The organism is Nonomuraea purpurea (genome assembly GCF_042650645.1).
Classification (GTDB): Bacteria; Actinomycetota; Actinomycetes; order Streptosporangiales; family Streptosporangiaceae; genus Nonomuraea; species Nonomuraea purpurea.
Genome location: NZ_JBHSBI010000024.1, coordinates 34957 through 59797 on the forward strand (window position 1 = coordinate 34957; position 24841 = coordinate 59797).

Here is a 24841-nt window from a genome sequence, read left to right on the forward strand (position 1 = left end):
GGACAACCCTGTGGTCAAGCTGTGCACGATGGGCCCCAGCATGTGAAATGCCTGTGGACGAAGCCTGGGGATAACTCTCAGGCGATATCCACAGCATGCCCCTGACCTGCGGAAACGATTTCCACCGGCTGTGGAGAAAAGAAAGTTTCGCCGACACGCCGTGTAAGGCCCATAATGGACAAATGCCCATTACACCCCGGGACCGGGAGATTCTCCGGCTGGCCGTGCCGGCGTTCGGCGCGCTGGTGGCCGAGCCGCTCTTCCTGCTCGCCGACTACGCCATCGTGGGGCACGGGCTGGGCACCACGGCAGTGGGCGCGCTGGGTGTGGCGGGCACGGTTCTGACCACATTGGTGAACCTCTGCGTCTTCCTCGCCTACGGCACCACGGCGTCCGTGGCGCGCCAGACGGGAGCGGGCAACCACGCTCGGGCAATGCGCAGCGGCGTGGACGGGATCTGGCTCGCCCTGGGCATCGGCGTGGCGCTGATCGCCGTGTTCTGGCCGCTGGCTCCCGCCGTGGTGGAGCTGTTCGGGGCGAACGCGGGGCAGAGCGCGCAGGCCGTGACATACCTGCGCATCAGCCTGCTCGGCACGCCCGGCATGCTGGTCGTGCTGGCGGGCACCGGGGTGCTGCGCGGGCTGCAGGACACGCTCACGCCGCTGGTCGTCGCGGTGGGGTCGTTCGCACTGAACGCGGCGCTCAACGGCTGGTTCGTGCTGGTCCTCGACTGGGGCATCGCGGGGTCGGCCTGGGGGACGGTGCTGGCCCAGACGCTGGGCGCGGCCGTGTACCTCGTCGTGGTCGCCAGGGGCGCGCTGCGGCTGGGCACGTCGCTGCTCCCGGGGGCCGCCGGGCTCAAGGAGGCGGGCGCGGCCGGGTTCGCGCTGCTCATCCGCACGGTCTGCCTGCGGGTGGTGCTGCTCGCGGCGACCGTCATCGCCACCAGGATGGGCGAGGCCGAGCTGGCCGCCTACGCCATCGCCACCCAGGTGTGGACGCTGCTCGCCTTCGCCCTCGACGCCATCGCCATCGCCGGGCAGGCCATCACGGGACGCTCGCTCGGCGCCGGCGACGTGACCACCACCAGGGACGCGACCAGGCGCATGACGCAGTGGGGCCTGTGGTCGGGCAGCGTGCTCGGCCTGCTCGTCATCGCCGCCAGGCCGGTGCTGCCCGGGGTGTTCGACGCCGATCCGGCCGTCACCGAACTGCTGCTGGCCCTGCTGTGGCCGGTGGCGGTGTTCCAGCCGATCTGCGGGATCGTGTTCGTGCTCGACGGGGTGCTCATCGGTGCGGGCGACCAGCGCTATCTGGCCTGGGCCGGAGTGTGGACGACGCTGGCGTACCTGCCGGCCGCGCTGTTCGCCTCCGGGTTCGGCGTCGTGGCCCTCTGGTGCGCGCTCGGGGTGTGGATGATCGCACGCCTGATCACCCTCGCCCGCCGAGCCGCCGGAACCGCCTGGCTGATCACCGGAGCGTAGCCCCTGTTACCCGCGTCGCTCGGCGTGCTCGCTGTCGTCCAAGGGGTGAGACATTGTGGGCGCGTTCCCTGGATGCCCCGCCGCGGGCGCCACCGGCACCGATCGGATCCGCGTGCCCGACGTCGTGCTGATGGACGTCCGGATGCCCGAGGTCGACCGGTGCCCTACAACCGTCTCGATTCGAACACGCTGCGCAGGAACTTCCTGGTCCTGGCGTTCTCCGGGTCGGTGAAGACCTTCTCTGGGGGCCCCTTCTCCAGCAGCACGCCACCGTCGAGGAAGCACACCGTGTCCGAGATTTCCCGACAGATCCCCATCTCGTGCGTCGTGAGGATCATCGTCATGCCCGACTCCTTGAGCTCCCTGATGACCTGCAGCACCTCCACCACCAGCTCCGGGTCGAGCGACGAGGTGACCTCGTCGAGCAGCATCAGCCGGGGCCGCATGGCCAGGGCCCTGATGATGGCCACCCGCTGCTGCTGCCCGCCGGAGAGCCGGTCGGGGTAGGCCCGCGCCTTGTCCGCCAGCCCGAACCGGGCCAGCAACTCGTGCGCCTGCTCCTCCGCCTCCCCCTTGGCCAGCCTGTGCACCTGCCGGGGCGCCAAGGTGACGTTGTCCAGCACGGTCATGTGCGGGAAGAGGTTGAACGCCTGGAACACGATGCCCAGTCGTTTGCGTACGTCGTCGACCTTCACCCGGGGATCGGTGATCTCCTGTCCGTCGAGCGTGATCGTGCCGTCGTCCACCGTCTCCAGCAGGTTCACGCAGCGCAGGAGCGTGGACTTGCCCGACCCCGAGGCCCCGATCAGGCTCACCACCTCGTGCGGACGCACCTCCAGATCGATGCCGCGCAGCACGCTGTGCCCGTGGAAATGCTTCCACACCCCGTCGATCGTCAACAGGCTCATGCGCCCTCCTCCATCAGGCGCCCGAGCCCGGCCGACCGCACGACACCGACCATCGTCGCGTCCTCCCCCACCGGTACCGTCCGTCTGCACCATCCGCTCATGCGCCGCGCCTCCTGCGCGTGCGGGCGGCCAGGTGGTCGGTGAACCTGGCCAGGGGGATCGTGACCAGGAGGAACAGCAGCGCGGCCACGAGGTAGGGCGTGTAGTTGAACGTGTCGGTCACGTGGATCTGCGCCTGCCGGATCGCCTCCAGCGGCCCGATGGTGGACACCAGCGCCGTATCCTTCTGCAGCGAGACGAAGTCGTTCAGCAGCGGCGGCACAACCCTGCGCGTGGCCTGCGGCAGCACCACGAACCGCATGGTCCTGCCGTGGCTGAGCCCGAGCGAGCGCGCCGCCGCCACCTGGCTCGGGTGGACGGAGTCGATGCCGGCCCGGAACACCTCGGCCACGTACGCGCCGTACGACAACGTCAGCGCGATGATGCCCAGCGTCGCCAGGTCGGTGGGGATGCCCTGCAACTTGAGCGCGGGCAGCCCGAACCCGACCAGGTAGATCACCAAAATGGTCGGCACACCACGGAACACGTCGGTGTAGAGCGTGGCCAACGCCCTGATCGGGAAGAACGCCGGCGTCTTGATCCCCCTGGCCAGCGCCACCAGCAGGCCGACGATCAGGATGAGCACCTCGGCGATCAGGAAGATCTTGACGTTCAGCAGGAACCCGCTCGCCACATCGGGCAGCGCCTTGACGAACTGGTCGGAGTCGAAGAACGTCGCCTGGACCCTCGGCCAGCCCGGCGCGTTCGTGACCACCCACACGACCAAAACGATGAAGACCACCGTCGACACCGTCGCGATCGAGCCCGAACGGCGGGCATGGGAGCGGCGCAACCGCTCGCGCTCGACCTGCCGCTCGGACTTGACCCACTCGCTCATTTCAACTCGGGCGCGCCGGCCGCCGAGCCGAGCCACTCCTGCTCGATCTTGGCCAGCTCGCCCTTCGCCTTCAGCGCGTCCACAGCCTTGTCCACACAGGGCTTGAGCGCGCTGCCCTTCTCCATGACCAGCCCGAACTCCTCAGGCGTGCCCCCCGTCGAGCTGAACTGCCCCACGATCTTCGACTTCTCCACCTGCGCGGCGGTCACGTAGAACGCCGTCGGCAGGTCCACGACCAGCGCATCCACCTGGTCGTTCTTCAGGGCGTTCACAGCGTCGATCTGCTCGTTGTACACGTTGGGATCGGCAGTGGGCTGGATGATCTCCTTGACGGCGTTGAACGAGGTCGTCCCGACCTGCACACCGATCTTCGCGTCCTTCAACTCCGCCAGGCTCTTGGCCCCGGCGAACTTGCTCCCCTCGACGGCGACAAGGGCCTGCTTGACCACGTAGTAGCCCTTACTGAAATCAACCGCCTTGGCCCGAGCCGGAGTGATGGACACCTGGTTGACGTCGAAGTCGAACTGCTTCACGCCCGGCGCGAACGCGGAGTCGAACTTCACCGTGCTCCACTGCACCTCGCTACGGTCAAAGCCCAGCTCACCGGCCACGGCGAACGCCACCGCACTCTCGAACCCCTGCCCGTTGCCCGGATCGCCGTCCTTGAACCAGGGCTCGAAGGCAGGTTTGTCAGTGCCGATGGTCAGCTTGCCAGCGTTGACGAGCTTGAGCTGCTCCTTGGAACACGCCGTGGACGCACTCGGCCCGGCCGTACTCACCGGTTCATCAACCGGTGCACAGCCGACAACCGCCGCCATGGCACCAACAGCAAACAACATCAAGGGACGGGCCACGGCCAGCCTCCAGGGGGGAACGCGCCGAAGAACTAAAGCATTCTACGCCGCCCGAATAGGAAATAACGTCCACGCGGCGTTCGGGAGTGCCCACTTCACCACGGCAGCCAGTCAAGGTGGGCTCGCGTAACGGCGCCCAGCCGGTGAAGGGTCAGAGGCCGTTTCCTGGAGGGCCATCAGCCGGAGTACGGCGGGTGGTGGGCCAGGGCAGCGCGTACCGGAAGGTAATAAAAGCTGGCCGAAGTACGGCGCGCGCCGGAAGAAAAAGCCCCCCTCCAAACAACGAAGGGGGGCCGGAAAAAAATCAGCCCGCGAGGACCTCGACGTCAACCGACGCGGATACTTCCGGGTGGAGCTTGACGGTGACGCGGTGGGAGCCGGTGCTCTTGATCGGGTTGACGATCTCGATGCGCCGGCGGTCGAGGATCGGGCCGCCGGCGGCCTTCACGGCGTCGGCGATGTCGCCCGTCGTGATCGAGCCGAACAGCCGCCCGGACTCGCCCGCGCGGGTGGTCAGCCGGACGCGCAGCGCGCCGATCTGACCCGCGACCTCCTTGGCGGTGCCGAGGTCGCGGATCTCGCGAGCGTCGCGAGCCTTCCTGATGGTCTCGATCTGCTTCTCGGCGCCGCGGGTCCAGCGCATGGCGTAGCCGCGCGGGATGAGGTAGTTACGGCCGTAGCCGTCCTTGACCTCGACGACGTCGCCGGGAGCGCCGAGGCCGGAGACCTCGTTGGTGAGGATGAGCTTCATATCGACAGGCCTCCTTAGCGCGCGGTGCTCGTGTAGGGCAGCAGAGCCACCTCACGGGCGTTCTTGATCGCGGTCGCCACGTCGCGCTGGTGCTGGGTGCAGTTGCCCGTCACCCGGCGCGCACGGATCTTGCCGCGGTCGGAGATGAACTTCCGAAGCAGCGCCGTGTCCTTGTAGTCGACGTAGGAGATCTTGTCGTGGCAGAACAGGCAAACCTTCTTCTTGGGCTTGCGCAGTGCCGGCTTGGCCATCGTGGTGCTCCTTTCAGAGCCCCGCTTTTCTGGCGGGAATGGACTCGGACTGATGGGACTGGTTTAGAAAGGCGGCTCGTCGCTGAAGTCGCCGCCGCCGCTGAAGCCGCCGCCCTGCTGGCCGCCGCCGCCACCGCCACCGCCGCCGAAGCCGCCACCGCCCTGGGGCGAGGCGGGCGTCGCGGAGGCCCACGGGTCGTCAGCGGGACCGCCGCCGAAGCCGCCGCCCCCACCGCCCTGACGGGAGGTGCGGTTGACCTTGGCGGTCGCGTTACGCAGGGACGGGCCGACCTCGTCGACCTCGACCTCGTAGACCGTGCGCTTCTCGCCTTCCTTGGTCTCGTAAGACCGCTGCTTGAGCCGCCCCTGCACGATGACCCGCATGCCGCGCTGGAGGCTCTCGGCGGCGTTCTCCGCCGCCTGCCGCCACACGTTGCAGGTCAGGAAGAGGCTCTCGCCGTCCTTCCACTCGTTGGTCTGTCGATCCATGAACCGCGGAGTGGACGCGATGCGGAATCGAGCCACCGCTTGCCCCGTCGGGGTGAAGCGCAGCTCCGGGTCGTCGACCAGGTTGCCGACGATGGTGATTACGGTGTCGCCTGCTGCCATGGCTAGCGCTCGCCTTCCTGCACGCCTTCGCTTGGGTTTCGGCTCAGACTACGGGGGCTGTCCGACAAAGTCGGAAGCCAAGAGGAAATCCGCTCGTCGGCCCGCCGTTTCCGGGGGCCGGCTCAGCGGCTTCCCCTTCGGTCAGTGCACGTCGGGACGCAGGACCTTGGTGCGCAGAATGCCCTCGTTGAGGTTCATCTGGCGGTCGAGCTCCTTGACCGTCGCGGGCTCCGCGGACAGGTCGATGACGGCGTAGATGCCTTCGGACTTCTTGTCGATGTCGTAGGCGAGACGGCGACGGCCCCAGACGTCGACCTTCTCCACGGTGCCGCCGTCGTTGCGGACCACGGTGAGGAACTGGTCGAGGGACGGCGCGACAGTGCGCTCATCGAGCGAAGGGTCCAGAATGACCATTACTTCGTAACGACGCATGCGGGACTCCAACCTCCTCTGGACTCTTGCGGTCACGACACTCTGCCGTGACAGGAGGACGCTGACGTTTGAACCCGGGCCGCCCCTTTCGGCGCCCTGGGGCGATGGATCGACCATCACAACGCAGCGTGCTCAAGGTTACCAGCCGCAGGTACATGGGAAGGCCTTTAGGAAACCCAAGGGGGTGGTGGCAGTGCCACACGTGCTTCAGCCCTCCGAGAAGGAGCGGTTCAAGCTCACACTCAACACCGACGGCCGTTCACACCCGATGGAGAACGCCCTGGCGGTCGCCGCGCTCGGGTGCGGCCTCGTGGCGTTCGTCTCGACGTTCTGGATCTCCGCGCATCCGATCTCGGCCTGGTTCGGGACTCTGGGCTTCGGCGTCGGCCTCTATTCGCAGTACGTCTCCGTGACCACGCCGCAGCGCTCGCTCAACATCATCGGGATCGTCGGGTCGTTCGTGGGGGCCGCTCTCGGCATCGCCCACGGTGGGTTCCTCCCCCACTGATCTCCCGCGTTTCCCGCGTACGTGCGACGGCCCCGGTCACGCGTGCTCCCGGGGCCGTGCCTGTATATGGGCTCACCCGATGTGCAGGTCGATGCCTAGCAGGACGAGGAACCAGAGGAACACCGCGAGCAACGCCTCCGCGACGTCCTTGAGCAGGCCCGGGGTGATGTAGTGGTGCACCCAGCCCACGTAGATCCCCACGACGATGTAGATCAAGACGATCAGCGCCCGTAAGCGCCAGCGGCTCATACCTTTCTCCTCAGGTAGGGGGTGCTTTGCGACTGCCCTGACAGCCCCCCGGCAAACGCACAGGCATCTCGGCCCAGGCCCCCTCCGGCGTAAGCTCCTTGGCATGGTGCGAATCGGAGCTCATGTCGATCAGGACGATCCCGCCGCGCACGCGAAGGCGGTGGGGGCCGAGGTTGTGCAGTTCTTCCTCGGCGATCCCCAGGGCTACGACAAGCCCGTCCTGCCGGCCAAGCCGGTCGAGGGTGTGGACATCTACATCCACGCCCCCTACCTCATCAACGTCGCCACCACCAACAACCGCATCAGGATCCCCAGCCGCAAGCTGCTCGACCAGCATCTCAAGGCGGCCGCGGGGCTGGGCGCCAAGGCGTTGATCGTGCACGGCGGCCACGTCAACAAGAACGACGATCCACAGTCGGGGTTCGACAACTGGCGCAAGGTGTTCGAGCGCATGGAGTGCCCGATCCCCGTCCTGATCGAGAACACCGCGGGCGGCGACAACGCGATGGCCCGCAAGCTGGAGCGCATCGCCCGGCTCTGGGAGGCGCTCGACGGGTTCGACGTGGGGTTCTGTCTTGACACGTGCCACGCCCACGCGGGCGGCGAGGAGCTGGTCGACCTGGTCGACCGGGTCAAGGCCATCACGGGCCGGATCGACCTGGTCCACTGCAACGACTCGCGCGACGACTTCGACTCGGGCGCCGACCGCCACGCCAATCTGGGCAAGGGGAAGATCGACTCCGAGCTGATCCTGGCGGTCTGCCGGGCGGCGGGGGCGCCGATCGTGGTGGAGACGCCGGGCGACGGCCAGGCGGAGGACATCGCGTTCCTGAGGAAGAACCTCTAGCGAATACACACAGCCTGTGGATAACTTCCCTGGATTACCGAGAACAAGAAACGGGTATAGACATCAGCCCGCCCAGGCCCCGCTGAGGAACCGGGTAGCGTTGAGGATCATGAGCGGCCCGGAGATCAACGCGTAGACCGCGATCACCCACGTCCTCCGGGTCGCCACCTTGGCGATCAGCACCCACAGCGGGAAGTACAGCACCAGCGAGCGCGGGATCGACAGGTAGTACGCCGACGTCATCAGGGCCGCGGCCTGCGCCCCCGTGTAGACGGCCTCGCTCCACCTGCGCAGTACGATCAGCCAGACGAGCACGCCGACGGCCACCACGGCCCCGACGATCTCCATCCGGAACGCGACCGCGAAGTCGTCACCGCCCATGGCCGCCTGCCAGGTCGTCTTCCACGCCTCCCATGGCCAGGCGAAGTCGCGCCCCCATCCGGCCTCCTGCGCGTGCTTCCACGCCAGCCAGTCGCCCGACCTGCGGAAGTGGTAGATCGAGTACGCCACCAGCGGAACGAACGGCAGCGCCAGCCACCCCGCCCGCCGCGGCGACTCCTTGCGCATGAAGAACTCCACGACGAGCGCCAGCGCCAGGAACAGCCCGGTGATGCGTACGCAGGAGGCCCCCGCCGCCAGCGCCGCGGCCTGGGGCCAGTTCCCCTGCCTGGCCGCCAGCCACGCCGAAATCGCGAAGGCCAGGAAGAGCGACTCGCTGTAGCCCGCCGTCAGGAACACCGCCATCGGGAAGAGCAGCAGCGCCAGCACGGCCATCCACCCTTGGGCGCCCTCTAACTCGGCCAGCCGGGCCAGCGCCACCATGGCCACCGCCCCGGCGACCAGCGAGATCAGCATCCCGGCCAGTGACCAGTCGGGGATGACGACGTGCACCGCCCGCAGCAGGATCGGCAGTCCGGGGAAGAACGCGGGCAGTCCGTCGTCCGGGGGCTTGCCCGGCTCGCCGTCGTAGCCGTACTGGGCGATCGTGATGAACAGCCCGGAATCCCACTTGCGCCATTTGTCGGCGTACTCGGCCAGCGTCACGCCGAGCAGCGTCGACACCAGGATCCCCGCCCGCGATCCGAACCAGAGCAGCAGCGCGTCCCGGCCGGCCGAGCGGGTGATCATCGAAGCACTGATGCCAGCGTGAAGCGGTCACGGGCGTCGTTGAACACGCCGCCCGCCGGGTCGTCGATGTCCGCCTGGCGCACCACGTCATTGTCGGGACGCAGGATGTCGCGAACCACAAACGCCATCATGATGCCGATCGTAATGATCCGCCCCCATACGGCGGTGAAGTACGTGTCATCACCGATGCCCAGATCGTTCCTGCTGAGCGGCGGCTGGGACAGCAGATAGAGCCAGATGGCCGCGAAATACCAGACCTCGGCGAGCTGCCACAGCGCGAGCGGCTTCCAGTTGGGCCTGGCCAGCACGGCGAACGGCACCAGCCAGAGCACGAACTGCGGCGACCACACCTTGTTCGTCATCATGAAGGCGGCCAGCGCCAGGAAGCAGATCTGGGCCAGCCTGGGCCGGCGCGGCGCGGCCAGCGTGAGCACGGCGATGCCCAGGCACAGGGCGGCCAGTGAGAACATGCCGAGCGTGCTCACGTCGCCCTCGCCCACGATCGGCCAGCCCTTGTTCTGGAAGAACAGCCAGGGCGAGCCCCAGTCGACCCCGCGTTCGGCGGAGAAGACGTAGAAGCGGCGCCAGCCCTCCCAAGCGAAGATCATGAAGGGGGCGTTGACCACGATCCACGCGCCGGCAGCCGAGCCCATGGTGACCAAGAACGGTCGCCATCGCCCGGTGCGCCACGTCAGCAGGAACAGCGCGCCCGCGAACATCAACGGGTAGAACTTGGTCGCTATCGCCAGCCCGAGCAACACCCCGGCCAGCACCTGCCGCTGCCGCGCCCAGGCCAGCAGCACGCCCATCGACAGCGCGCCGGCGACCAGGTCCCAGTTGATGTAGGCGGCCAGCACCACCGCGGGCGAGATCGCGTACCAGAGTGCGTCCCACCGCCTGGTCGGCCCGGCCACCGCCGCCATCAGCAGGACGCCCGCCACGAGGCTGACGCCGAGCAGGACGACCGTCAGGTCGTAGAACCTGACCGCCTGCGCGACCCTGTCGGGCTCCACCCAGCGGGCGATCCAGCTGAAGACCTGCATGACCTCGCCCAGCACGACCGGGTACTCGACCTGCTTGTCGAAGGGCACGTGGGCGAAGTAGGGGTTCTGGGTCGCCAGCTCTCTGTCGAAGTAGAGCGGGTAGATGTCGGTGTAACAGAAGTTCGTGTATGTCGAGACCTGGTCGTTCCAGCCGCCGGTGCGGCAGGGCAGCCGCACCACGTACGCGAGGGTCGCCCCCAGGGCCGCGATGATCCCCAGGGGCAGGAACGGGACGGCACGCGCCACCAGCGGGACGCGTGCCTCCGTGCTCGTCACTGGCCCTCGGGCTTATTGGCAAACGGCAGCCCGCGGCTGGATCTGGGTTCTGGTGCCGAGCCGGGCCCCGCGACCCCCGCGTCGTCGGCGGTCTGCGGGGCCGCCGGGTCGCCGTTGGGGTCGTCGATGGTGACGTCGCTGTTGCCGTTGTCGTTGCCGTTGTCGTTGCCGTTGTTGCCGTTGCCACAGGGCGGGATCAGACATTCCTGATCGGGCTGGCCCTCGTCGTCGAACGGGTTGTCGCCGCTGTCGAACGGGTTGTCCGGCGTCTCGGTCTCCGTCGGCTTGGGCGCCGGGCTCGGCACGATGTTCTCGGGCTGCCCCTCGTCGGCCCTGGCGGGGAACTGCTCGATCTCCTTGCCCTCGTGCGCGAGCTGCATGAACCTCTGCCAGACGAGCGTGGGCGGGCCGGCGCCCTCGAACTGGAGGGACACTTCCCTGGCCGTGGTGTAGGGCTTGGCCGGGCTGTACCGCTTGTTGGCCTTGCTCTCGGGGTTGTCGCTGGGATAGACGGGGCAGTTGGAGTGACGGGGCTTGACGACCTTGCCCGACTTCGTCCGGCACTCCTCGCGGTAGAACCCGACGGCGGCGGAGACCTGCGGCGTGTAGCCGACGAACCAGGCTTCCTTCTCGTCGTTGTTCGTCCCGGTCTTGCCGGCCGCCGGCCGGTTGCCCAGACCCTTGCCGCGCGCGGTGCCGCTGGTCAGCACCGCCTGCATGGCGACCGTGCTGTCGGCGGCGGCGCCCTCGCTGATGACCCGCTTGGGGGTCTTCAGCTCAGGGTAGGCGAGCGTCCCGTCGTTCAGCTTGACGGTCTCCACCACGTGGTGGCGGATGTACTTGCCGCCGTTGGCGAACATCGCGTAGCCCGCGGCCTGCTCGACCGGGGTCACCAGGGCGCTGCCGATGGCGAACTGGAAGTGATGCTCTTCGATGTCCTGCTCCATGCGCTGCTGATTGAACCCAGCGGCCTCGACCAGGTTCTTCACGTCATCGAGCTGGCCGGGCAGCTTGAACGCCATGGACACGAACGCGGTGTTGACCGACTCGGCCGTCGCCTTGACCACGTCGACGGCCGGGCCGACGTTGTGACTGTTCTTGATGCCGCCCGGCTGCTGCCCCGGCAGCTTCTCCGGCACCGTCTGGTTGCCCGGCACGAAGCTCTTCAGCGAGTATCCGGCATTCAGCCAGGCCGCCAGCACGTACGGCTTGAACGCGGACGCGGCCTGCTTGGTCGACTGGAAGGGCTCGTTCCAGGGGTCGGTGAGGTAGTCATCGCCACCGTAGAACGCCACGACGCGCCCGGTCTTGGGCTCCACGGCGGCCAGACCGGCATGGAACTCGGTGTCCATACCCTTCGTCTGGCTCTTCACCGCCTCCTTCGCGGCCGCCATGAGCTTCCTGTCGAAGGTGGTGACGATCTTGTAGCCGTTCTGCTTGATCATGTCCTCGGTCACGCCGCGCTGCTCCAGCTCATCGAGCACCAGCTTGACCATGTAGCCCTTGTCGCCGCCCAGATCGTCCGCGGTGTACTTGATCGCCTTGGGGAACTTCGCGGTCTGCGGGAGCTGGCCGTACTTGTCGGGCCAGTACTTGGCCATGTTCTTGATGACCTCGTTGAACCGCCACCTGAGCCCGGGATCGTCGGCCTCCCAGTTCGGCCGCTGGATCCGCGCGGCGAGGTAGGCGCTCTGCTCGGGGGTCAGGTTCGCGGCGGTCGCCTTCTTGCCGAAGTACGCCTTCGCCGCGGCCTGGATGCCGTAGGCCCGTCCGAAGTTGACCGTGTTCAGGTAGGTCTTGAGGATCTCTTCCTTGCTCATGGTGTCGTCGAGCTTGACGGCGACGAAGATCTCGCTGACCTTACGCTTGATCGATACGTCCTGGCTGAGGCCGTCGAAGTAGCCGCGGGCCATCTGCTGGGTGATCGTCGAGGCGCCCTGAAGCTGCTGGCCGGTCGCGGTCATGTACAGCGACCGGACCATACCGGGAATCGAGATGCCGGAGTCCTCGTAGAAGCTCGGGTTCTCGATGCCGATCGCCGCGTCCTGGACGCTCTCGGCCATCTGGTTGAGCTCGACGCTCTCCCGTTTCATGCCGAGCCTGGCGATCACGCTCTTCTTGTCGCTGTAGTAGATCGTGGTCTGCTGCGCGGTCGCGTCGGCCTGGGCCTCAGTGGGGACTTCCGTGTTGGCGTACGCGACCATGATCATGCCGAAGATGCCCGCGGCGAACACGACGACGCCGGCGACGACGATCTTCCAGTTCGGGATGAACCTGCGCCACCCGCCCCGGCCGCCGTCCTTCTTGGTCGGCGGGCCCGGAGGCTCGGGCGGCTCGCCCGAGCCCTTCCTGCGCGAGCGCCTGGGCGCGTCGCTGACCATCGTCTCCTGGTTACTCACCGTGCGCGGATCCTGGCGCGCGCGTGAGCGCCGCGGCGGCGGCTCGCCGTGCCCCGGCATCGGCTGCGCGGCGCGCGTCCGAGGAGAGTCGTCGTACGGCTGCGCGGCGCGCGTGGGCGGCGCATCGTCATACGAGTGCGCGGCCATGGCGCCCGTCTGCTCGTAAGCCGCCTCAGGACGACGCGACTGCTGCGCCGCTCCCCAGCCCGCTTCGCCGGTTTGCGGGGGAGAACTTTGGGGCACAGAACGGGATGAGTTGGACCGACGGCGTCTCCCCCCTCGGGGGGACTGGCCCGGCCCCTCATTCATGCTGTTACTCACACGTCCTCGCAACGTCGTCGGATACAAAACGGCGGTTGGGCGTGAGGTTCTCGCCGCCCTTGGTCATTACGCATGCCCGGCCAAATCAGGCGGACCGTTCCCGAGGACGTACGAAACCGTCAAGTGGTTCCAAGAGCAACCTTGGCAGACCTCGACAACGTACACCCGGAACTCATCGTAATCATGAGCCATAGCGACGAGTTCCGACGCGACCTTCGCCTGTCCGGCATGACGTCCGAGGGAATCCCCATAGACGTAGGTCACGTTGATGACGTTCTCCCGCTCGCAGACCGGGCACAGGCGTTCGGTCGTCTCGCCGAAGTGGCGCGCGGCGCGAAGGAGGTAGGGCTGTGCGTCACAGACGTCCCCGCGCGAGGCACGTCCGGCATGTAAGGAGCGGATCACCGCCCTTTTCGCCAGGCCGTAATCCACCACCCTTCGCTGTGACCACATGAGCGCCAGACTACGGCGTTTTGCGCCTCCATCCCAACGGCTTGGCAGATTCGCTGATTGCAGCCATATAGCGACTCGACGTATCCTTGAGATGTATCGGCTCGATACATCGACGCGAGAGGGGGGCGGTTCCGGTGGCCAGCGGACAGGGCAGGGTCTTGGAACTGGCTGTGCTCGGGTCGCTGCACGAGACGCCGCTACACGGCTATGAGCTGCGCAAACGGCTCAACGCCCTGCTGGGGATGTTCCGTGCGTTCTCCTACGGGTCGCTGTACCCCTGTTTGCGATCCCTGCTCGCGCAGGGCCTCATCGCGGAGGAGCAACCCGCTCCCGCCACGATGGTCGGCGGCAGATCGAAGATCGTTTACAAGCTGACCGCCGAAGGCAAGGAACGGCTGCAGGAGATGCTGACCCAGGCCGGTCCTTCCGCTTGGGAGGACGAGAGCTTCGGCGTGCACTTCGCCTTTTTCCGGCACACGGAGGCGGAGGTGCGCCTGCGCATCCTCGAAGGCCGCCGCAGCCGGTTGGAGGAGCGGCTCGACGCCGTGCGCACGGCGCTGGCGCGCACCAGGGAGCGCCTCGACAGCTACACCCTGGAACTGCAGCGTCACGGGCTCGAATCGGTGGAGCGAGAGGTGCGCTGGCTGAACGAGCTGATCGCAACAGAGCGTCGGGCCTCCTCGGAAGAGGGGCCCGAAAGAGATACCACGTCAACTGATAAGTAAGGAGCGAGTGCGATGGGTTCGGTTCGCGTGGCCATTGTCGGTGTCGGCAACTGCGCGTCGTCGCTGGTCCAGGGCGTTCTCTATTACAAGGACGCCGACCCGGACATACGGGTCCCGGGCCTGATGCACGTGAAGTTCGGCGACTACCACGTCGGCGACGTCGAGTTCGTCGCGGCGTTCGACGTGGACGCGAAGAAGGTCGGCCGCGACCTGTCAGAGGCGATCGTCGCCAGCGAGAACAACACCATCAAGATCACGGACGTGCCCCCGACGGGGGTGACGGTCCAGCGGGGCCACACCTTCGACGGCCTGGGCGAGTACTACCGGGAGATCATCGAGGAGTCCGACGAGGCGCCCGTCGACGTGGTCCAGGTGCTTCGCGACACCCAGGTCGACGTCCTGGTCTCCTACCTGCCGGTGGGCTCCGAGGAGGCCGACCGCTTCTACGCCCAGTGCGCGATCGACGCCGGTGTGGCGTTCGTGAACGCGCTGCCGGTCTTCATCGCCTCCGACCCGGTGTGGGCGGAGAAGTTCACCAAGGCCGGGGTGCCGATCATCGGCGACGACATCAAGTCGCAGGTCGGCGCCACGATCACGCACCGCGTGATGGCCAAGTTGTTCGAGGACCGCGGGGTGGAGCTGCTGCGCACGTACCAGCTCAACTTCGGCGGCAACATGGACTTCATGAACATGCTGGAGCGCACCCGCCTCCAGTCCAAGAAGATCTCCAAGACGCAGTCGGTGACCTCCCAGATCCCGCACGAGATGGGCAAGGCCGACGTGCACATCGGGCCGTCCGACCACGTGCCGTGGCTGGACGACCGCAAGTTCGCCTACGTCCGGCTGGAGGGGCGGTCGTTCGGCGACACGCCGCTCAACCTGGAGTACAAGCTCGAGGTGTGGGACTCGCCGAACTCGGCCGGCATCATCATCGACGCGGTCCGGGCGGCCAAGATCGCTCTTGACCGGGGGATCGGGGGGCCGATTCTGTCGGCTTCGTCGTACTTCATGAAGTCGCCGCCCGAGCAGTACTCCGACGACGACGCTCGCGACTACGTCGAGAAGTTCATCAGGGGTGAGGTCGAGCGCTGAGTCCTGACCTACGGCCTTTCGCAGCGACGGCGCCGCGCCCTTGGGTGCGGCGCCGTCGCTTTGCTAGACGCGGGCCGCCGGGGGCAGGGCGGTGACGGGAGCGGGTTGCCAGGTCATCGGGTCGGAGCCCAGCTCGACCAGCAACGGCACCTGCTCCCTGCACCAGGGCGAGACCACCAGCAGCCCGCCGGCCACCCCCTCGGCGAACTCCTTCCACGGCATCCAGCGCACCTCCGCCACCTCGTCGGGGTTCGGCACGACGGGAGTGTCGACGACCACCCGGTAGACGGGACACAGCTCGTGCTCGACGATGCCGTTGGCCATGACGGCGCGGTAGGAGAAGGTCGGCAGCAGCAGGTCGGCCCGTTCGGCCGTGAGCCCGAGCTCGTACGACAGCCGCCGCACCACCGCCCGGTCCACCGCCTCCCCGGGCAGCGGATGGCCGCAACAACTGTTGGTCCACACGCCCGGCCAAGTGATCTTGTGGTCGGCCCGTCTGGTGAGCAGCACGCGGCCTTCCCGGTCGAAGACATAGCTGGAGAACGCCAGATGGAGTGGCGTCTCGCGCCCGTGCACCGAGGTTTTGGGCGCGGTGCCGAGCGCGTGGCCGTCGTCGCCGACCAGCACAACGTGTTCCTCAATCGTCACGCTATGAAGCGTACGAGATCGCATCACCTGCTCGTAACCCCGCTGCGCCATCCTACGGGGCTAGGCTGACGAGGTGTCGTTCGTCGCCGATCTCCGCGTGGTCCTGCAGGGCAGGGACTTCAGACGGCTGTTCGGCACCCGGCTGGTCTCCCAGTTCTCCGACGGGATCTTCCAGTTCGGCGTGGCCGGATTCGCCTTCTTCAGCCCCGAGAACCAGACGACCGCGCTCGAAGTGGCCGCAGGGCTGGCCGTGCTGCTGCTGCCGTACAGCGTGCTGGGCCCCTTCGTCGGCGTGTTCATCGACCGCTGGTCACGACGGCAGATCCTGGTGGTGGCGCCCGTCGTACGCGCCGTGCTGCTGCTGGTCGCCGCCGGGCTGGTCGCGGCCGACGCGCCCGACCCCGCCTTCTACGCGGCGGCGCTCGGCGTGCTCGGGGTCAACAGGTTCTTCCTGGCCGCGCTCGGCGCCTCGCTGCCGCACGTGGTGCCCAAGGAGCGGCTGATGGCGGCCAACGCGGTCACGCCCACCTCTGGGACCGTGATCACGTTCGTGGGCGCGGGCGTGGGCTTCCTGCTGCGCGAGGTGCTCGGGGGCGACGACCTCGGCGTGGCGCTGCTGCTGACCACCTCGGCCGTGGTGTTCGCGCTGAGCGCGCTGGTCGCCCGCACCATGGACCGCCAGTTGCTCGGCCCCTGGTACGACCCGGAGCGCCAGCAGGCCCGCCAGGCCGTGCGCCACGTCGTGGTCGGCCTGGTCGAGGGCGCCAAGCACCTGGCGCGCCACCGCGTCGCCGCGTCGACCATGGGCGCGATGGCCGCCCACCGCTTCTTCTACGGCATCGCCACCGCGCTCGGCATCATCCTCTACCGCTACTACTTCACCGACGGCGACACCGAGGCCGCGCTGCGCGGGCTCAGCCTGGTCGTGGCCACCTCAGGCGTCGGCTACTTCATGGCCGTGATCATCACCCCGTACGCGACCCAGCGGTTCAAGATCGAAACCTGGGTGCCGATCGCGCTGACGGCGGCCGGGGTGCTGACGGCCGTACTGGCGCTGCCCTTCCAGGAATGGGGGCTGCCGGCGACCGGGTTCGTGCTGGGCGTGGCGGGGCAGAGCGTCAAGATCTGCGCCGACACCACGATCCAGCGCGATGTCGAGGAGATCTACCTGGGCCGCGCGTTCTCGATCTACGACATGCTCTTCAACGGCATGTACGTGCTCGCCGCGGCCCTGTCGGCGGTGATCCTGCCCGCCGACGGCAAGTCCTACCTGGCCGTCATGATCGCCGTGATCGGCTACCCTGCGGCGGGCCTGGCGTACCGGGTGATCACCCGCCAAGGTCGTTCGACCGCGCCCACTCCAGCAACGCCTCGGTAGCCGCCTCCTTGCCGATCATGCCCTTGTCGAGCCTGATGTCGAGCAGGAACTTGTAGGCCCTGCCCACGACCGGACCCGGCCCGATGCCGAGCACGCGCTGGATCTCGTTGCCGTCGAGCTCGGGGCGGATCTTGGCCAGCTCCTCCTCGTCGGCGAGCTTGGCGATGCGCTCCTCGAGCTGGTCGTAGGTGCGCGACAACGTCTGGGCCTTGCGCTTGTTGCGCGTGGTGCAGTCGGCCCTGGTCAGCTTGTGCAGGCGGTCGAGCAGGTGGCCGGCGTCGCGGACGTAGCGGCGTACGGCGCTGTCGGTCCACTCCCCCGTGCCGTAGCCGTGGAAGCGCAGGTGGAGCTCGACCAGCCGCGAGACGTCGGCGACCACGTCCTTGGGGAACCTCAGCTCGCTCAGCCGCTTCTTGGTCATCTGGGCGCCGACGACCTCGTGGTGGTGGAAGGACACCCGCCCACCCGGCTCGTGGCGGCGCGTCTTGGGCTTGCCGACGTCGTGCATGAGCGCCGCCCAGCGCAGGATCCGGTCGGGCTTGCCGTCCTCCTCCTGCGCGATGGCCTGGTCGAGCACGGTCAGCGAGTGCTCGTAGACGTCCTTGTGCCGGTGGTGCTCGTCGATCTCCAGGCGCAGCTTGGGCAGCTCGGGCAGCACGTGCTCCGCCAGGCCCGTCTCGACGAGGATGCGCAGGCCCTCGCGCGGGCCCGCGCCGCAGACGAGCTTGTCGAGCTCGTCGCGGATGCGCTCGGCCGAGACGATCTCGATGCGGTCGGCCATCGCGGTCATGGCGGCCAGGGCCTTCTCGTCGACGGTGAAGCCGAGCTGCGAGGCGAACCTGGCTGCACGCAGCATGCGCAGCGGGTCGTCGTCGAACGACCGCTCGGGGGTGCCCGGTGTGCGCAGCCTGCCGGCCTTCAGGTCGCTCATGCCGCCGTACGGGTCGACGAACTCGTGCCCCGGCAGCCGTACGGCCATGGCGTTGACCGCGAAGTCGCGCCGCTCCAGGTCGGCCTCCAGCGTCTCGCCGTAGAGGACCTCCGGCTTGCGCGACTTCGGGTCGTAGGACTCGCTGCGGTAGGTCGTGACCTCGATCAGCCAGTTGCCCTTGCGCACGCCGACGGTGCCGAAGTCGATGCCGATCGTCCACACGGAGTCGGCCCAGTCCCTGACGATCTCCAGCACCCGCTCGGGGCGGGCGTCGGTCGTCAGGTCGAGGTCGTTGCCGACGCGGCCGAGCAGGATGTCACGTACAGGGCCGCCCACCAGGGCCAGCTCGTGGCCCTGCGCGACGAACAGGCGGCCGAGCTCGTCGGCTACCGGGGCGATCTTGCGGAACAGGTCCGTCATGGCCCGCTGCTGGCTCTCGGTCAGAGTTGAGTCCGACAAAACTACCTAGGTCCTTCATCCGGAACATATCCCCCGAGCCACACCAGGTCCGGGTTACCGTCGGTCAAGAGGACCGTCGGGGGCCATGGAACAAGCAAGGAGGACTATATGAAGGACGCCCTCGCGCTCCACCGCTGGCTCCTCGCACACCAGGTCCATCATGAGATCGTACGCCTTCCGCGCCCCATGACACGCGCCGGAGAACTGCCCGAGACGATCTCCGCCGCGCCGGGCAGGTGCGTGATGGTCACCGTGCTCTACGTCGCCACCAGGATCGGTCACGAGGTCGTCATCGCGGTCGCCTCCCCCGTCGCGGCTCCCCCGCGTCCGGAAGCGGTCGCGGGCCTGCTCGGCGCGCGCCAGGCGCGAGCAGTCCCCGCGCACGTGGTCAACTCGGTCACCGACTACGCCGACGGGCTGGTCTGCCCGCTGCTGCTGCCGAAGTCGCTGCCGATGTTCATCGACGACCGGCTGCCCGCCGACACGAAGACGCTCTTCACGGCCACCGGGGAACGGCACACCGCACTGTCCGTCCGCGCGCTGGACCTGCTGGCCCTCATGCCGGGCAAGATGGTTGATCTACGTGGCGCGCGGCCGAGAGGATCACGTGAGGCGGTCGCACAGCAGCACTGAGCCCGTAGCATTGCGGGCGTGCGTCGTCGTCCTCCAGTTCGGGCATCCGCGTGATCCGTAAGACCACGCTGCTCATCGTGCTGTCCGCCGCGCTGCTCGCCCCCATGACCGTGGCGGCCGCGCCGGGCGCGGCTGCCACGCAGACGAAGACCACCGCGAGCAGGCAGAACTTCGCCATGTCGATCTCCTCCATCACCCCTGAGGTGCCGAGGAGCCCGACCGATGTGATCACGTTCAAGGGCGTCGTCCGCAACGACACCGGCGTGCAGCAGAACAACGTGTACGTCCGGCTGCGCTACGGCCAGCAGCCGTTCACCGACCGCGTCACCATGGCGGCCTACGCGGCCGACCAGAACCCGGCGACGCTAGCCCCCCAGATCTCGTCCAACTCCGCCGTGATCATCCCGTCGCTGGCCCCTGGCGCCACGCAAACCTGGGAGTTCACCCGGACGCCCGCGCAGCTCGGCCTGCGCACGTTCGGCGTCTACCCGATCGCCGTCGACGTGGCGCCCAACAACGTCCCCTTCCAGGCGCAGCGCACCTACCTCACCTACGCGCCGCCCACGGTGCCGAAGCTGCCGCGCAACCGGCTGGCCATCGCGCTGCCCGTCATCGACCAGCCGCACCGGGCGACCGACGACGCGCTGTTCGTCGACGACAAGCTCAGCCAGTCGATCACCGGCAAGGGACGGCTGGCCGACCTGGCCGCCATCGCCCAAGTCGCGCCCAAGACCGTCACGTGGTTCTTCGAGCCGTCGCTGCTCGACGACCTCACCGCGATGACCAAGCCCTACCGGGTCAAGACCAAGGACGAGACGCAGGACAAGCCGGCCAACCCCGCGGCCGGGCAGTGGCTGACGTCCATGCGCACCTCGCTGGCCGCCTCCCCCGTGGTCGCGGTCCCCTACGCCGACCCCGACGTGGCGGCCCTGGCCCACCAGGGCCTGGACACGCAGACCGACAGGGCCATCCAACTGGGCGGGCAGACGACCAGGGCGCTGCTCAACCGCAACGCCAAGACCACCATCAACTGGCCGGCCGCGGGCGTGCTCGACGCCGACGCCCTCGACCTGCTCTCGGTCAGCAGGGACAAGGTCAACACCGTCCTGCTCAACGCCACCAACCTGCCGCCGCAGCCGGCCGTCACGCACACGCCCGACGCGGCGGCGACCATCGACTCGGTGAACGGGCCCATGACCGCGCTGGTCGCCGACGCCGAGTTGAGCCGCCTGTTCGAGCCCGCCGCCCCGACCTCCCTGACCCTCAGCAAGCAGCGCTTCGTCGCCGAGACCGCGATGATCGCCGGCGAGGCCGGCCAGACCTCGCCCAGATCGCTCGTCATCGCCCCCTCGCGGCGCTGGGACCCCAACCCGAAGCTCGTCACCGCGTTGATGAAGACCGCGAGGGGGCTGCCGTGGCTGCAACTGACCCCGCTCGAGTCGCTCAAGCCGACCAAGGCGTCGGTCCCGCGCGCCGGCCTGACCTACACCGAGCAGAACCGCAAGGACGAGCTGGGCCGCAAGTACCTGGAGCCGGTCAAGGACGCCTGGTCGAAGGCACAGCTCACCGCCCAGATCACGGAGACCAAGACGCAGTCGAGCTTCGACGCGGCGGTGCTCAGGCTGACCTCGTCCGGCTGGCGCAACAGCACGCGGGCGGGCCGCGCGGTGACCAAGCTGGTCGCCGACGCCGTCGACGAGCGGACCGATAAGATCCAGATCATCGGGTCAGGGCCCGACCGGCCGCGTGCGCTGGCCGGCAGCGACGGCGTTGTGCCCATCAGCGTGAAGAACTCGCTGGGCGCCGCCATATTGCTCTACATCGACGTCAAGTCGAACAACCGAGACCGGCTGCAGGTGCACTTCCCGCAGGAGGAGCCGATGCGGATCGGCGAGGGGCAGAGCGGCACCGTGCAGGTGCCGATGACCGCCGCCGTCAGCGGCGACGCCACGGTGACCGTGCAACTGCGGACCTCCGACGGCCAGCCGTACGGGAAGCCGCAGCAGCTGACGATCCGCACCACGGGCTACACCGGCATCGCCCTGGTCATCGTGGGCGCGGCGCTCACCGTGATGCTCGCCGCAGTGGTGACGCGAGTGCTGCGGCGCAGATCGGAGCGCAAGCTCGCACGTGCGGCCAAGGGCCGGGAGAGTGGGAACGCATGAGCCGCATGCTTCGGGCCAGCGCCATCATGGCCGCGGGCACGATGGTCTCCAGGGTCACGGGGTTCGTGCGGACCATGGTGCTCGCCTACGCCATCGGCACGATGGCGCTGGGCGACTCCTACAACGCGGCCTACGCCATCCCCTACAGCATCCTCGACCTGCTGCTGCTCGGCGTGCTGAGCAGCGTCGTGGTGCCGATGATCGTCCGGGCCCAGCAGCACGACCCCGACGGCGGCCGTGCCTACGAGCAGCGCCTGCTGACGGTGGCCACGGTCACGCTGATCGCGGTCGCGGTGCTCGCCGTCATCGGCGCGCCACTGCTCATCGACCTCTACACCGACTGGGCGCCGGGCAGTAAGAAGTACGAGGTCGCGGTCCTGCTGGCCCGCTTCATCCTGCCGCAGCTCGCCTTCTTCGGCGTGGGCGCGGTGGCGGGGGCGATCCTCAACACGCGCGACCGTTACGGCGCCCCCATGTGGGCGCCCGTGGTCAACAACCTGGTCGTCATCTGCGTGTTCCTGTCCTACGTGCTCCTCAGCGACGCGGGCTCCAACATCGACCAGGTCTCCGACGGCGACCTGGCGCTGCTCGGCCTCGGCACCACGGCCGGCATCGTGGCGCAGGCGGCCGTGCTGATCGTGGCGCTCAAGCGGGTCGGGTTCTCCTTCGTGCCCCGCTTCGACGTGCGCAACGCCCGGCTCGGCGAGATGGCCAAGGCGGGCATCTGGACGATCGGCTACGTGGTCGTCACCCAGCTCGGCTTCATGCTGACGACCAACCTGTCCAGCGCGGCGGGCGACATCGTCGAGGGGCACGGCATCACGCCGTACACGCTGGCGTTCCAGCTTTTCCAGCTCCCGTACGGCGTCATCGGCGTCTCGGTGATCACGGCCATGCTGCCGCGCATGAGCAGGGCGGTCACCGAAGGGCGCTTCGACGACGTGCGCACCGAGTTCGGCTCCAGCGTGCGGCTCATCTGCGCACTGATGGTGCCGGTGTCGCTGCTGCTGATGGTGCTCGGCCCGGCCATCACCGTGCCCATCTACGGGCATGGGGCCAACAGCGTGGCCAGCGCGGTCTACATCGGCAACGTGCTGCAGGTCTACGGGCTCGCGCTGGTGCCGTTCTCGCTGTTCCAGTTGCTGCTGCGGGTCTTCTACAGCTTCGGCGACACCAAGACGCCGGTGTTCGTCGGCGCGGGCACGACGGCGGTCAACGCGCTGCTCATGTGGCTGTTCTACGTGATGCTTCCGGCCCGTTACGTGGTGATGGGGCTGGCTCTTGCGTACGCGATCGCGTACGGGCTGGGTGCCATCATCGCCTGGGTGCTGGCCAGCCGCCGGGTGCGCGGCCTGGGCGGCTGGGCCATCGGCATGGCGCTGACCAGGATGTACCTGGCGGCGATGCCCACAGCGGTGCTGGCGCTGGTGGTGGTCTGGATCGTCACCGGGGCGTTCGACGGGCTCGGCTTCGTCAACTCGCTGATCGTGCTGGCCACCGGCGGCGGCCTCGGTCTGCTGCTCTATCTCGGGGTGGCCCACCGGGCGCGCATCCCCGAAGTCAACTCCATCGTTGGGATGGTCGCCAGGCGGGTAGGGCGGTAGACATGAACTACTGGTCATCCGGCGGACCGCCGTCAGTATTGTGACACTCCAATGGGAAGGTTTCCCGTTGGCAAAGAACTCGGGCTGAATCTCGGCACTAACATGGAGCCCGACACGCGCGCGAATGGAAGCAGGAGGGGCGTGGGCGGATCCACCCGGCACAGCGTGCCTTCGTGGGGAACACCCACGCAGGTGAGTCGAGTTATGAGCACGCCCGATCGGCCTAGCGGAGTGAGCCTGTGAGCACGTCGGCCGTCGAACCCGGCACCCGCCTCGCCGAACGCTTCCGGCTTGAAGACCGCGTCAGCGAGTCCGACGGGGCCACCCAGTGGAAGGCCATCGACGAGATCCTCGCGCGTCCTGTGGCCGTGCTCACCTTCGCGCCCGACTTCCCGCGCGTCCACGAGGTCGTCACGGCCGCCAGGGCCGCGAGCCGTCTCACCGATCCGCGGTTGACGCAGGTGTTCGACGCGGCGGAGGACGAGAAGGCCTCCTACGTCGTCAGCGAGTGGGTCACCGGCGAGTCGCTGACCGACCTGCTCGCCTCGGGGCCGCTCGACCCCGAGCGCGCGGCCGGGCTGGTCGCCGAGGCCGCCGAGGCGCTCGAACACGCCCACCAGGCCCAGCTCTACCACCTGTGCCTGCGTCCCGAGCACCTGGTGTGGACCACGGGCAACACGGTCAAGGTGCTCGGCGTCGCCGTCGAGCAGGCGATGTACGGGCTCACCACCGACCAGCCCGCGCTCGACGACGCCGAGGGGCTGGGCCGGCTGCTGTACGCCGGACTGACCGGTCACTGGCCGGGCGACGAGGAAGAGGGCGGCCTGCCCGCGGCCCCGATGATCGACGGCCACTTCTGCACGCCCCGCCAGGTCACCGCCGGTGTGCCCGGCTATCTCGACGCGGTCACCGTGCGCGCATGCCTGCCCGAGTCCCGCAGGGGCCAGATCGCGCTGACGAGCCCGACAGATGTCGCCGAGGCGCTGGCCGACGTGGCCAGGCCCATGCCGATCCCGATCTCCTACCCCTCGACCCCCGCGGTGGCCTCGGCCGCCCACACCGAGGGTCTCGACATCGCCCACCGCCAGTCGCTCACCGTCCCCCCGCAGCCTCCGCCCGCGCCACGCCCGATCTCCAACAACGGGGGCGGCGGCGGCACGGTCAACCGGGTGCTCATCACGCTCGTGGTGCTGCTCGTCATCGCCGCCGTCGGCGTGGGCGCCTGGACGATCGGCCGCAGCCTGGGCAGTCCGACCGCACCCGAGGCCAAGAAGACCTCGCCCCGCACCTCGGAGTCGGCCCCCGCGGCCACCGAGGCCGTCAAGCCGAAGGACGCCACGGGTTTCGACCCGCTCGGCGACAACGTCGAGAAGCCTGAGTTGGCGAAGCTGGCCATCGACGGCAAGCCCAGCACGCTGTGGAAGACCGAGACCTACGACAGCGCCGACCTGGGCGGCCTGAAGAAGGGCGTCGGCCTGCTGCTCGACATGGGCAAGTCGATGCAGATCAGCGACGTGGTGGTTACACTGGCGGACACACCGGGTGCCTCCGTCGAGCTCAAGGTGGGCGACTCCGCCGATCTTGCCTCGCTCAAGACCGTGGCGACAGAGAAGGACGCCGCAGGTAAAACCACGTTTACGCCCGAGCAGTCAGCAAGTGGCCGTTACGTTTTGATCTGGTTTACCCGCGTTGCATCCGATTTTCGTGGCACCATCTATGAGGTAGTGGTGCACTCTCCCGGATCGGCATAATCAGG

General features: G+C 68.2%; 24 protein-coding genes. 10 read left to right on the forward strand and 14 right to left on the reverse strand.

Annotated features, from left to right (window positions below):
• The first annotated feature begins 182 nt into the window (after positions 1–182).
• A complete protein-coding gene (locus ACFOY2_RS36970; RefSeq protein WP_379532764.1) occupies positions 183–1484 on the forward strand; it encodes an MATE family efflux transporter in 1302 nt (433 codons plus the stop codon).
• Positions 1485–1648: 164 nt separating this feature from the next.
• Here the strand turns inward: ACFOY2_RS36970 and ACFOY2_RS36975 are convergent, their stop codons facing one another.
• The 7 genes from ACFOY2_RS36975 to rpsF form a co-directional block, all read right to left on the reverse strand.
• Positions 1649–2392, reverse strand: a complete 744-nt coding sequence (locus ACFOY2_RS36975; RefSeq protein WP_379532765.1) for an amino acid ABC transporter ATP-binding protein — start codon at positions 2390–2392, stop codon at positions 1649–1651.
• 97 nt (positions 2393–2489) lie between these two features.
• Positions 2490–3329, reverse strand: coding sequence for an amino acid ABC transporter permease (locus ACFOY2_RS36980; RefSeq protein ID WP_379532766.1), 840 nt, complete (start codon positions 3327–3329; stop codon positions 2490–2492).
• Positions 3326–4183, reverse strand: coding sequence for an ABC transporter substrate-binding protein (locus ACFOY2_RS36985; RefSeq protein WP_379532767.1), 858 nt, complete (start codon positions 4181–4183; stop codon positions 3326–3328). The genes ACFOY2_RS36980 and ACFOY2_RS36985 overlap by 4 nt, the downstream gene beginning before the upstream one ends.
• A gap of 304 nt (positions 4184–4487) precedes the next feature.
• On the reverse strand, positions 4488–4934 hold the full coding sequence (gene rplI, locus ACFOY2_RS36990) for a 50S ribosomal protein L9 (RefSeq protein WP_379532768.1): 447 nt from the start codon (positions 4932–4934) through the stop codon (positions 4488–4490).
• A gap of 14 nt (positions 4935–4948) precedes the next feature.
• Positions 4949–5185 carry a 30S ribosomal protein S18 gene (gene rpsR, locus ACFOY2_RS36995; RefSeq protein WP_020543048.1) on the reverse strand — a complete coding sequence of 79 codons (237 nt, stop codon included), beginning with the start codon at positions 5183–5185 and terminating at the stop codon, positions 4949–4951.
• Positions 5186–5248: 63 nt separating this feature from the next.
• Positions 5249–5794: a single-stranded DNA-binding protein gene (locus tag ACFOY2_RS37000; protein WP_379532769.1), complete on the reverse strand. Its 546-nt coding sequence runs from the start codon at positions 5792–5794 to the stop codon at positions 5249–5251.
• Positions 5795–5935: 141 nt separating this feature from the next.
• A complete protein-coding gene (gene rpsF, locus ACFOY2_RS37005; RefSeq protein ID WP_026214314.1) occupies positions 5936–6226 on the reverse strand; it encodes a 30S ribosomal protein S6 in 291 nt (96 codons plus the stop codon).
• Positions 6227–6419: 193 nt separating this feature from the next.
• Between rpsF and ACFOY2_RS37010 the strand changes: the two genes are divergently transcribed.
• On the forward strand, positions 6420–6734 hold the full coding sequence (locus tag ACFOY2_RS37010; RefSeq protein ID WP_379532770.1) for a hypothetical protein: 315 nt from the start codon (positions 6420–6422) through the stop codon (positions 6732–6734).
• A 72-nt stretch (positions 6735–6806) separates the two neighbouring features.
• Here the strand turns inward: ACFOY2_RS37010 and ACFOY2_RS37015 are convergent, their stop codons facing one another.
• Positions 6807–6983: a hypothetical protein gene (locus tag ACFOY2_RS37015; protein ID WP_379532771.1), complete on the reverse strand. Its 177-nt coding sequence runs from the start codon at positions 6981–6983 to the stop codon at positions 6807–6809.
• Between the two features lie 103 nt (positions 6984–7086).
• Between ACFOY2_RS37015 and ACFOY2_RS37020 the strand changes: the two genes are divergently transcribed.
• Entirely contained in the window at positions 7087–7830 is a 744-nt protein-coding gene (locus ACFOY2_RS37020) for a deoxyribonuclease IV (protein ID WP_379532772.1), read from the forward strand.
• 63 nt (positions 7831–7893) lie between these two features.
• Here the strand turns inward: ACFOY2_RS37020 and ACFOY2_RS37025 are convergent, their stop codons facing one another.
• The 4 genes from ACFOY2_RS37025 to ACFOY2_RS37040 form a co-directional block, all read right to left on the reverse strand.
• Complete coding sequence (locus ACFOY2_RS37025) at positions 7894–8958, reverse strand: mannosyltransferase family protein (protein ID WP_379532773.1); 1065 nt, start codon at positions 8956–8958, stop codon at positions 7894–7896.
• The gene (locus tag ACFOY2_RS37030) at positions 8955–10277 is read right to left on the reverse strand and encodes a glycosyltransferase family 87 protein (RefSeq protein WP_379532774.1); all 1323 of its coding nucleotides are present in this window, start codon (positions 10275–10277) and stop codon (positions 8955–8957) included. The genes ACFOY2_RS37025 and ACFOY2_RS37030 overlap by 4 nt, the downstream gene beginning before the upstream one ends.
• Positions 10274–12823, reverse strand: a complete 2550-nt coding sequence (locus tag ACFOY2_RS37035) for a transglycosylase domain-containing protein (RefSeq protein ID WP_379532775.1) — start codon at positions 12821–12823, stop codon at positions 10274–10276. The genes ACFOY2_RS37030 and ACFOY2_RS37035 overlap by 4 nt, the downstream gene beginning before the upstream one ends.
• Before the next feature lie 240 nt (positions 12824–13063).
• A complete protein-coding gene (locus ACFOY2_RS37040; RefSeq protein ID WP_379532776.1) occupies positions 13064–13450 on the reverse strand; it encodes a DUF5318 family protein in 387 nt (128 codons plus the stop codon).
• A gap of 134 nt (positions 13451–13584) precedes the next feature.
• Between ACFOY2_RS37040 and ACFOY2_RS37045 the strand changes: the two genes are divergently transcribed.
• Positions 13585–14175: a PadR family transcriptional regulator gene (locus ACFOY2_RS37045; RefSeq protein ID WP_357820964.1), complete on the forward strand. Its 591-nt coding sequence runs from the start codon at positions 13585–13587 to the stop codon at positions 14173–14175.
• A gap of 12 nt (positions 14176–14187) precedes the next feature.
• Complete coding sequence (locus tag ACFOY2_RS37050) at positions 14188–15267, forward strand: inositol-3-phosphate synthase (protein WP_379532777.1); 1080 nt, start codon at positions 14188–14190, stop codon at positions 15265–15267.
• 63 nt (positions 15268–15330) lie between these two features.
• Here ACFOY2_RS37050 and idi read toward each other — a convergent pair whose 3' ends face one another.
• Positions 15331–15915: an isopentenyl-diphosphate Delta-isomerase gene (idi, locus tag ACFOY2_RS37055; protein WP_379532778.1), complete on the reverse strand. Its 585-nt coding sequence runs from the start codon at positions 15913–15915 to the stop codon at positions 15331–15333.
• Between the two features lie 73 nt (positions 15916–15988).
• Here idi and ACFOY2_RS37060 point away from each other — a divergent pair, with 73 nt between their 5' ends.
• Positions 15989–17293 (forward strand): MFS transporter, encoded by a 1305-nt coding sequence (locus ACFOY2_RS37060; protein WP_379532779.1) that lies wholly within the window; start codon positions 15989–15991, stop codon positions 17291–17293.
• Here ACFOY2_RS37060 and ACFOY2_RS37065 read toward each other — a convergent pair.
• Positions 17244–18644: a CCA tRNA nucleotidyltransferase gene (locus ACFOY2_RS37065; RefSeq protein ID WP_379532876.1), complete on the reverse strand. Its 1401-nt coding sequence runs from the start codon at positions 18642–18644 to the stop codon at positions 17244–17246. The genes ACFOY2_RS37060 and ACFOY2_RS37065 overlap by 50 nt on opposite strands.
• Before the next feature lie 147 nt (positions 18645–18791).
• On the opposite strand from ACFOY2_RS37065, the gene ACFOY2_RS37070 reads away from it, so the two are divergent.
• The 4 genes from ACFOY2_RS37070 (at position 18792) to ACFOY2_RS37085 (ending at position 24836) form a co-directional block, all read left to right on the forward strand.
• Positions 18792–19316, forward strand: a complete 525-nt coding sequence (locus ACFOY2_RS37070) for an aminoacyl-tRNA deacylase (RefSeq protein WP_379532780.1) — start codon at positions 18792–18794, stop codon at positions 19314–19316.
• A gap of 50 nt (positions 19317–19366) precedes the next feature.
• Positions 19367–21481 (forward strand): DUF6049 family protein, encoded by a 2115-nt coding sequence (locus ACFOY2_RS37075; protein WP_379532781.1) that lies wholly within the window; start codon positions 19367–19369, stop codon positions 21479–21481.
• Positions 21478–23085: a murein biosynthesis integral membrane protein MurJ gene (gene murJ, locus ACFOY2_RS37080; RefSeq protein WP_379532782.1), complete on the forward strand. Its 1608-nt coding sequence runs from the start codon at positions 21478–21480 to the stop codon at positions 23083–23085. Before ACFOY2_RS37075 ends, murJ begins: the two co-directional genes overlap by 4 nt.
• A gap of 239 nt (positions 23086–23324) precedes the next feature.
• Positions 23325–24836, forward strand: coding sequence for a serine/threonine protein kinase (locus tag ACFOY2_RS37085; protein ID WP_379532783.1), 1512 nt, complete (start codon positions 23325–23327; stop codon positions 24834–24836).
• Positions 24837–24841: the final 5 nt, after the last annotated feature.

What these genes read in the sequence shown, in the direction of transcription:
- murJ (WP_379532782.1), top strand. Translation starts at nt 21,478, where the DNA reads ATGAGCCGCATGCTTCGGGCCAGCGCCATCATGGCCGCGGGCACGATG.
- rpsR (WP_020543048.1), bottom strand. Translation starts at nt 5,185, where the DNA reads ATGGCCAAGCCGGCACTGCGCAAGCCCAAGAAGAAGGTTTGCCTGTTC.
- ACFOY2_RS36980 (WP_379532766.1), bottom strand. Translation starts at nt 3,329, where the DNA reads ATGAGCGAGTGGGTCAAGTCCGAGCGGCAGGTCGAGCGCGAGCGGTTG.
- ACFOY2_RS37015 (WP_379532771.1), bottom strand. Translation starts at nt 6,983, where the DNA reads ATGAGCCGCTGGCGCTTACGGGCGCTGATCGTCTTGATCTACATCGTC.
- ACFOY2_RS37000 (WP_379532769.1), bottom strand. Translation starts at nt 5,794, where the DNA reads ATGGCAGCAGGCGACACCGTAATCACCATCGTCGGCAACCTGGTCGAC.
- ACFOY2_RS36970 (WP_379532764.1), top strand. Translation starts at nt 183, where the DNA reads ATGCCCATTACACCCCGGGACCGGGAGATTCTCCGGCTGGCCGTGCCG.
- ACFOY2_RS37040 (WP_379532776.1), bottom strand. Translation starts at nt 13,450, where the DNA reads ATGTGGTCACAGCGAAGGGTGGTGGATTACGGCCTGGCGAAAAGGGCG.
- ACFOY2_RS37035 (WP_379532775.1), bottom strand. Translation starts at nt 12,823, where the DNA reads ATGGCCGCGCACTCGTATGACGATGCGCCGCCCACGCGCGCCGCGCAG.
- rplI (WP_379532768.1), bottom strand. Translation starts at nt 4,934, where the DNA reads ATGAAGCTCATCCTCACCAACGAGGTCTCCGGCCTCGGCGCTCCCGGC.
- rpsF (WP_026214314.1), bottom strand. Translation starts at nt 6,226, where the DNA reads ATGCGTCGTTACGAAGTAATGGTCATTCTGGACCCTTCGCTCGATGAG.
- ACFOY2_RS37025 (WP_379532773.1), bottom strand. Translation starts at nt 8,958, where the DNA reads ATGATCACCCGCTCGGCCGGCCGGGACGCGCTGCTGCTCTGGTTCGGA.
- ACFOY2_RS37020 (WP_379532772.1), top strand. Translation starts at nt 7,087, where the DNA reads ATGGTGCGAATCGGAGCTCATGTCGATCAGGACGATCCCGCCGCGCAC.
- ACFOY2_RS37070 (WP_379532780.1), top strand. Translation starts at nt 18,792, where the DNA reads ATGAAGGACGCCCTCGCGCTCCACCGCTGGCTCCTCGCACACCAGGTC.
- ACFOY2_RS37050 (WP_379532777.1), top strand. Translation starts at nt 14,188, where the DNA reads ATGGGTTCGGTTCGCGTGGCCATTGTCGGTGTCGGCAACTGCGCGTCG.
- ACFOY2_RS37065 (WP_379532876.1), bottom strand. Translation starts at nt 18,644, where the DNA reads ATGACGGACCTGTTCCGCAAGATCGCCCCGGTAGCCGACGAGCTCGGC.
- ACFOY2_RS36975 (WP_379532765.1), bottom strand. Translation starts at nt 2,392, where the DNA reads ATGAGCCTGTTGACGATCGACGGGGTGTGGAAGCATTTCCACGGGCAC.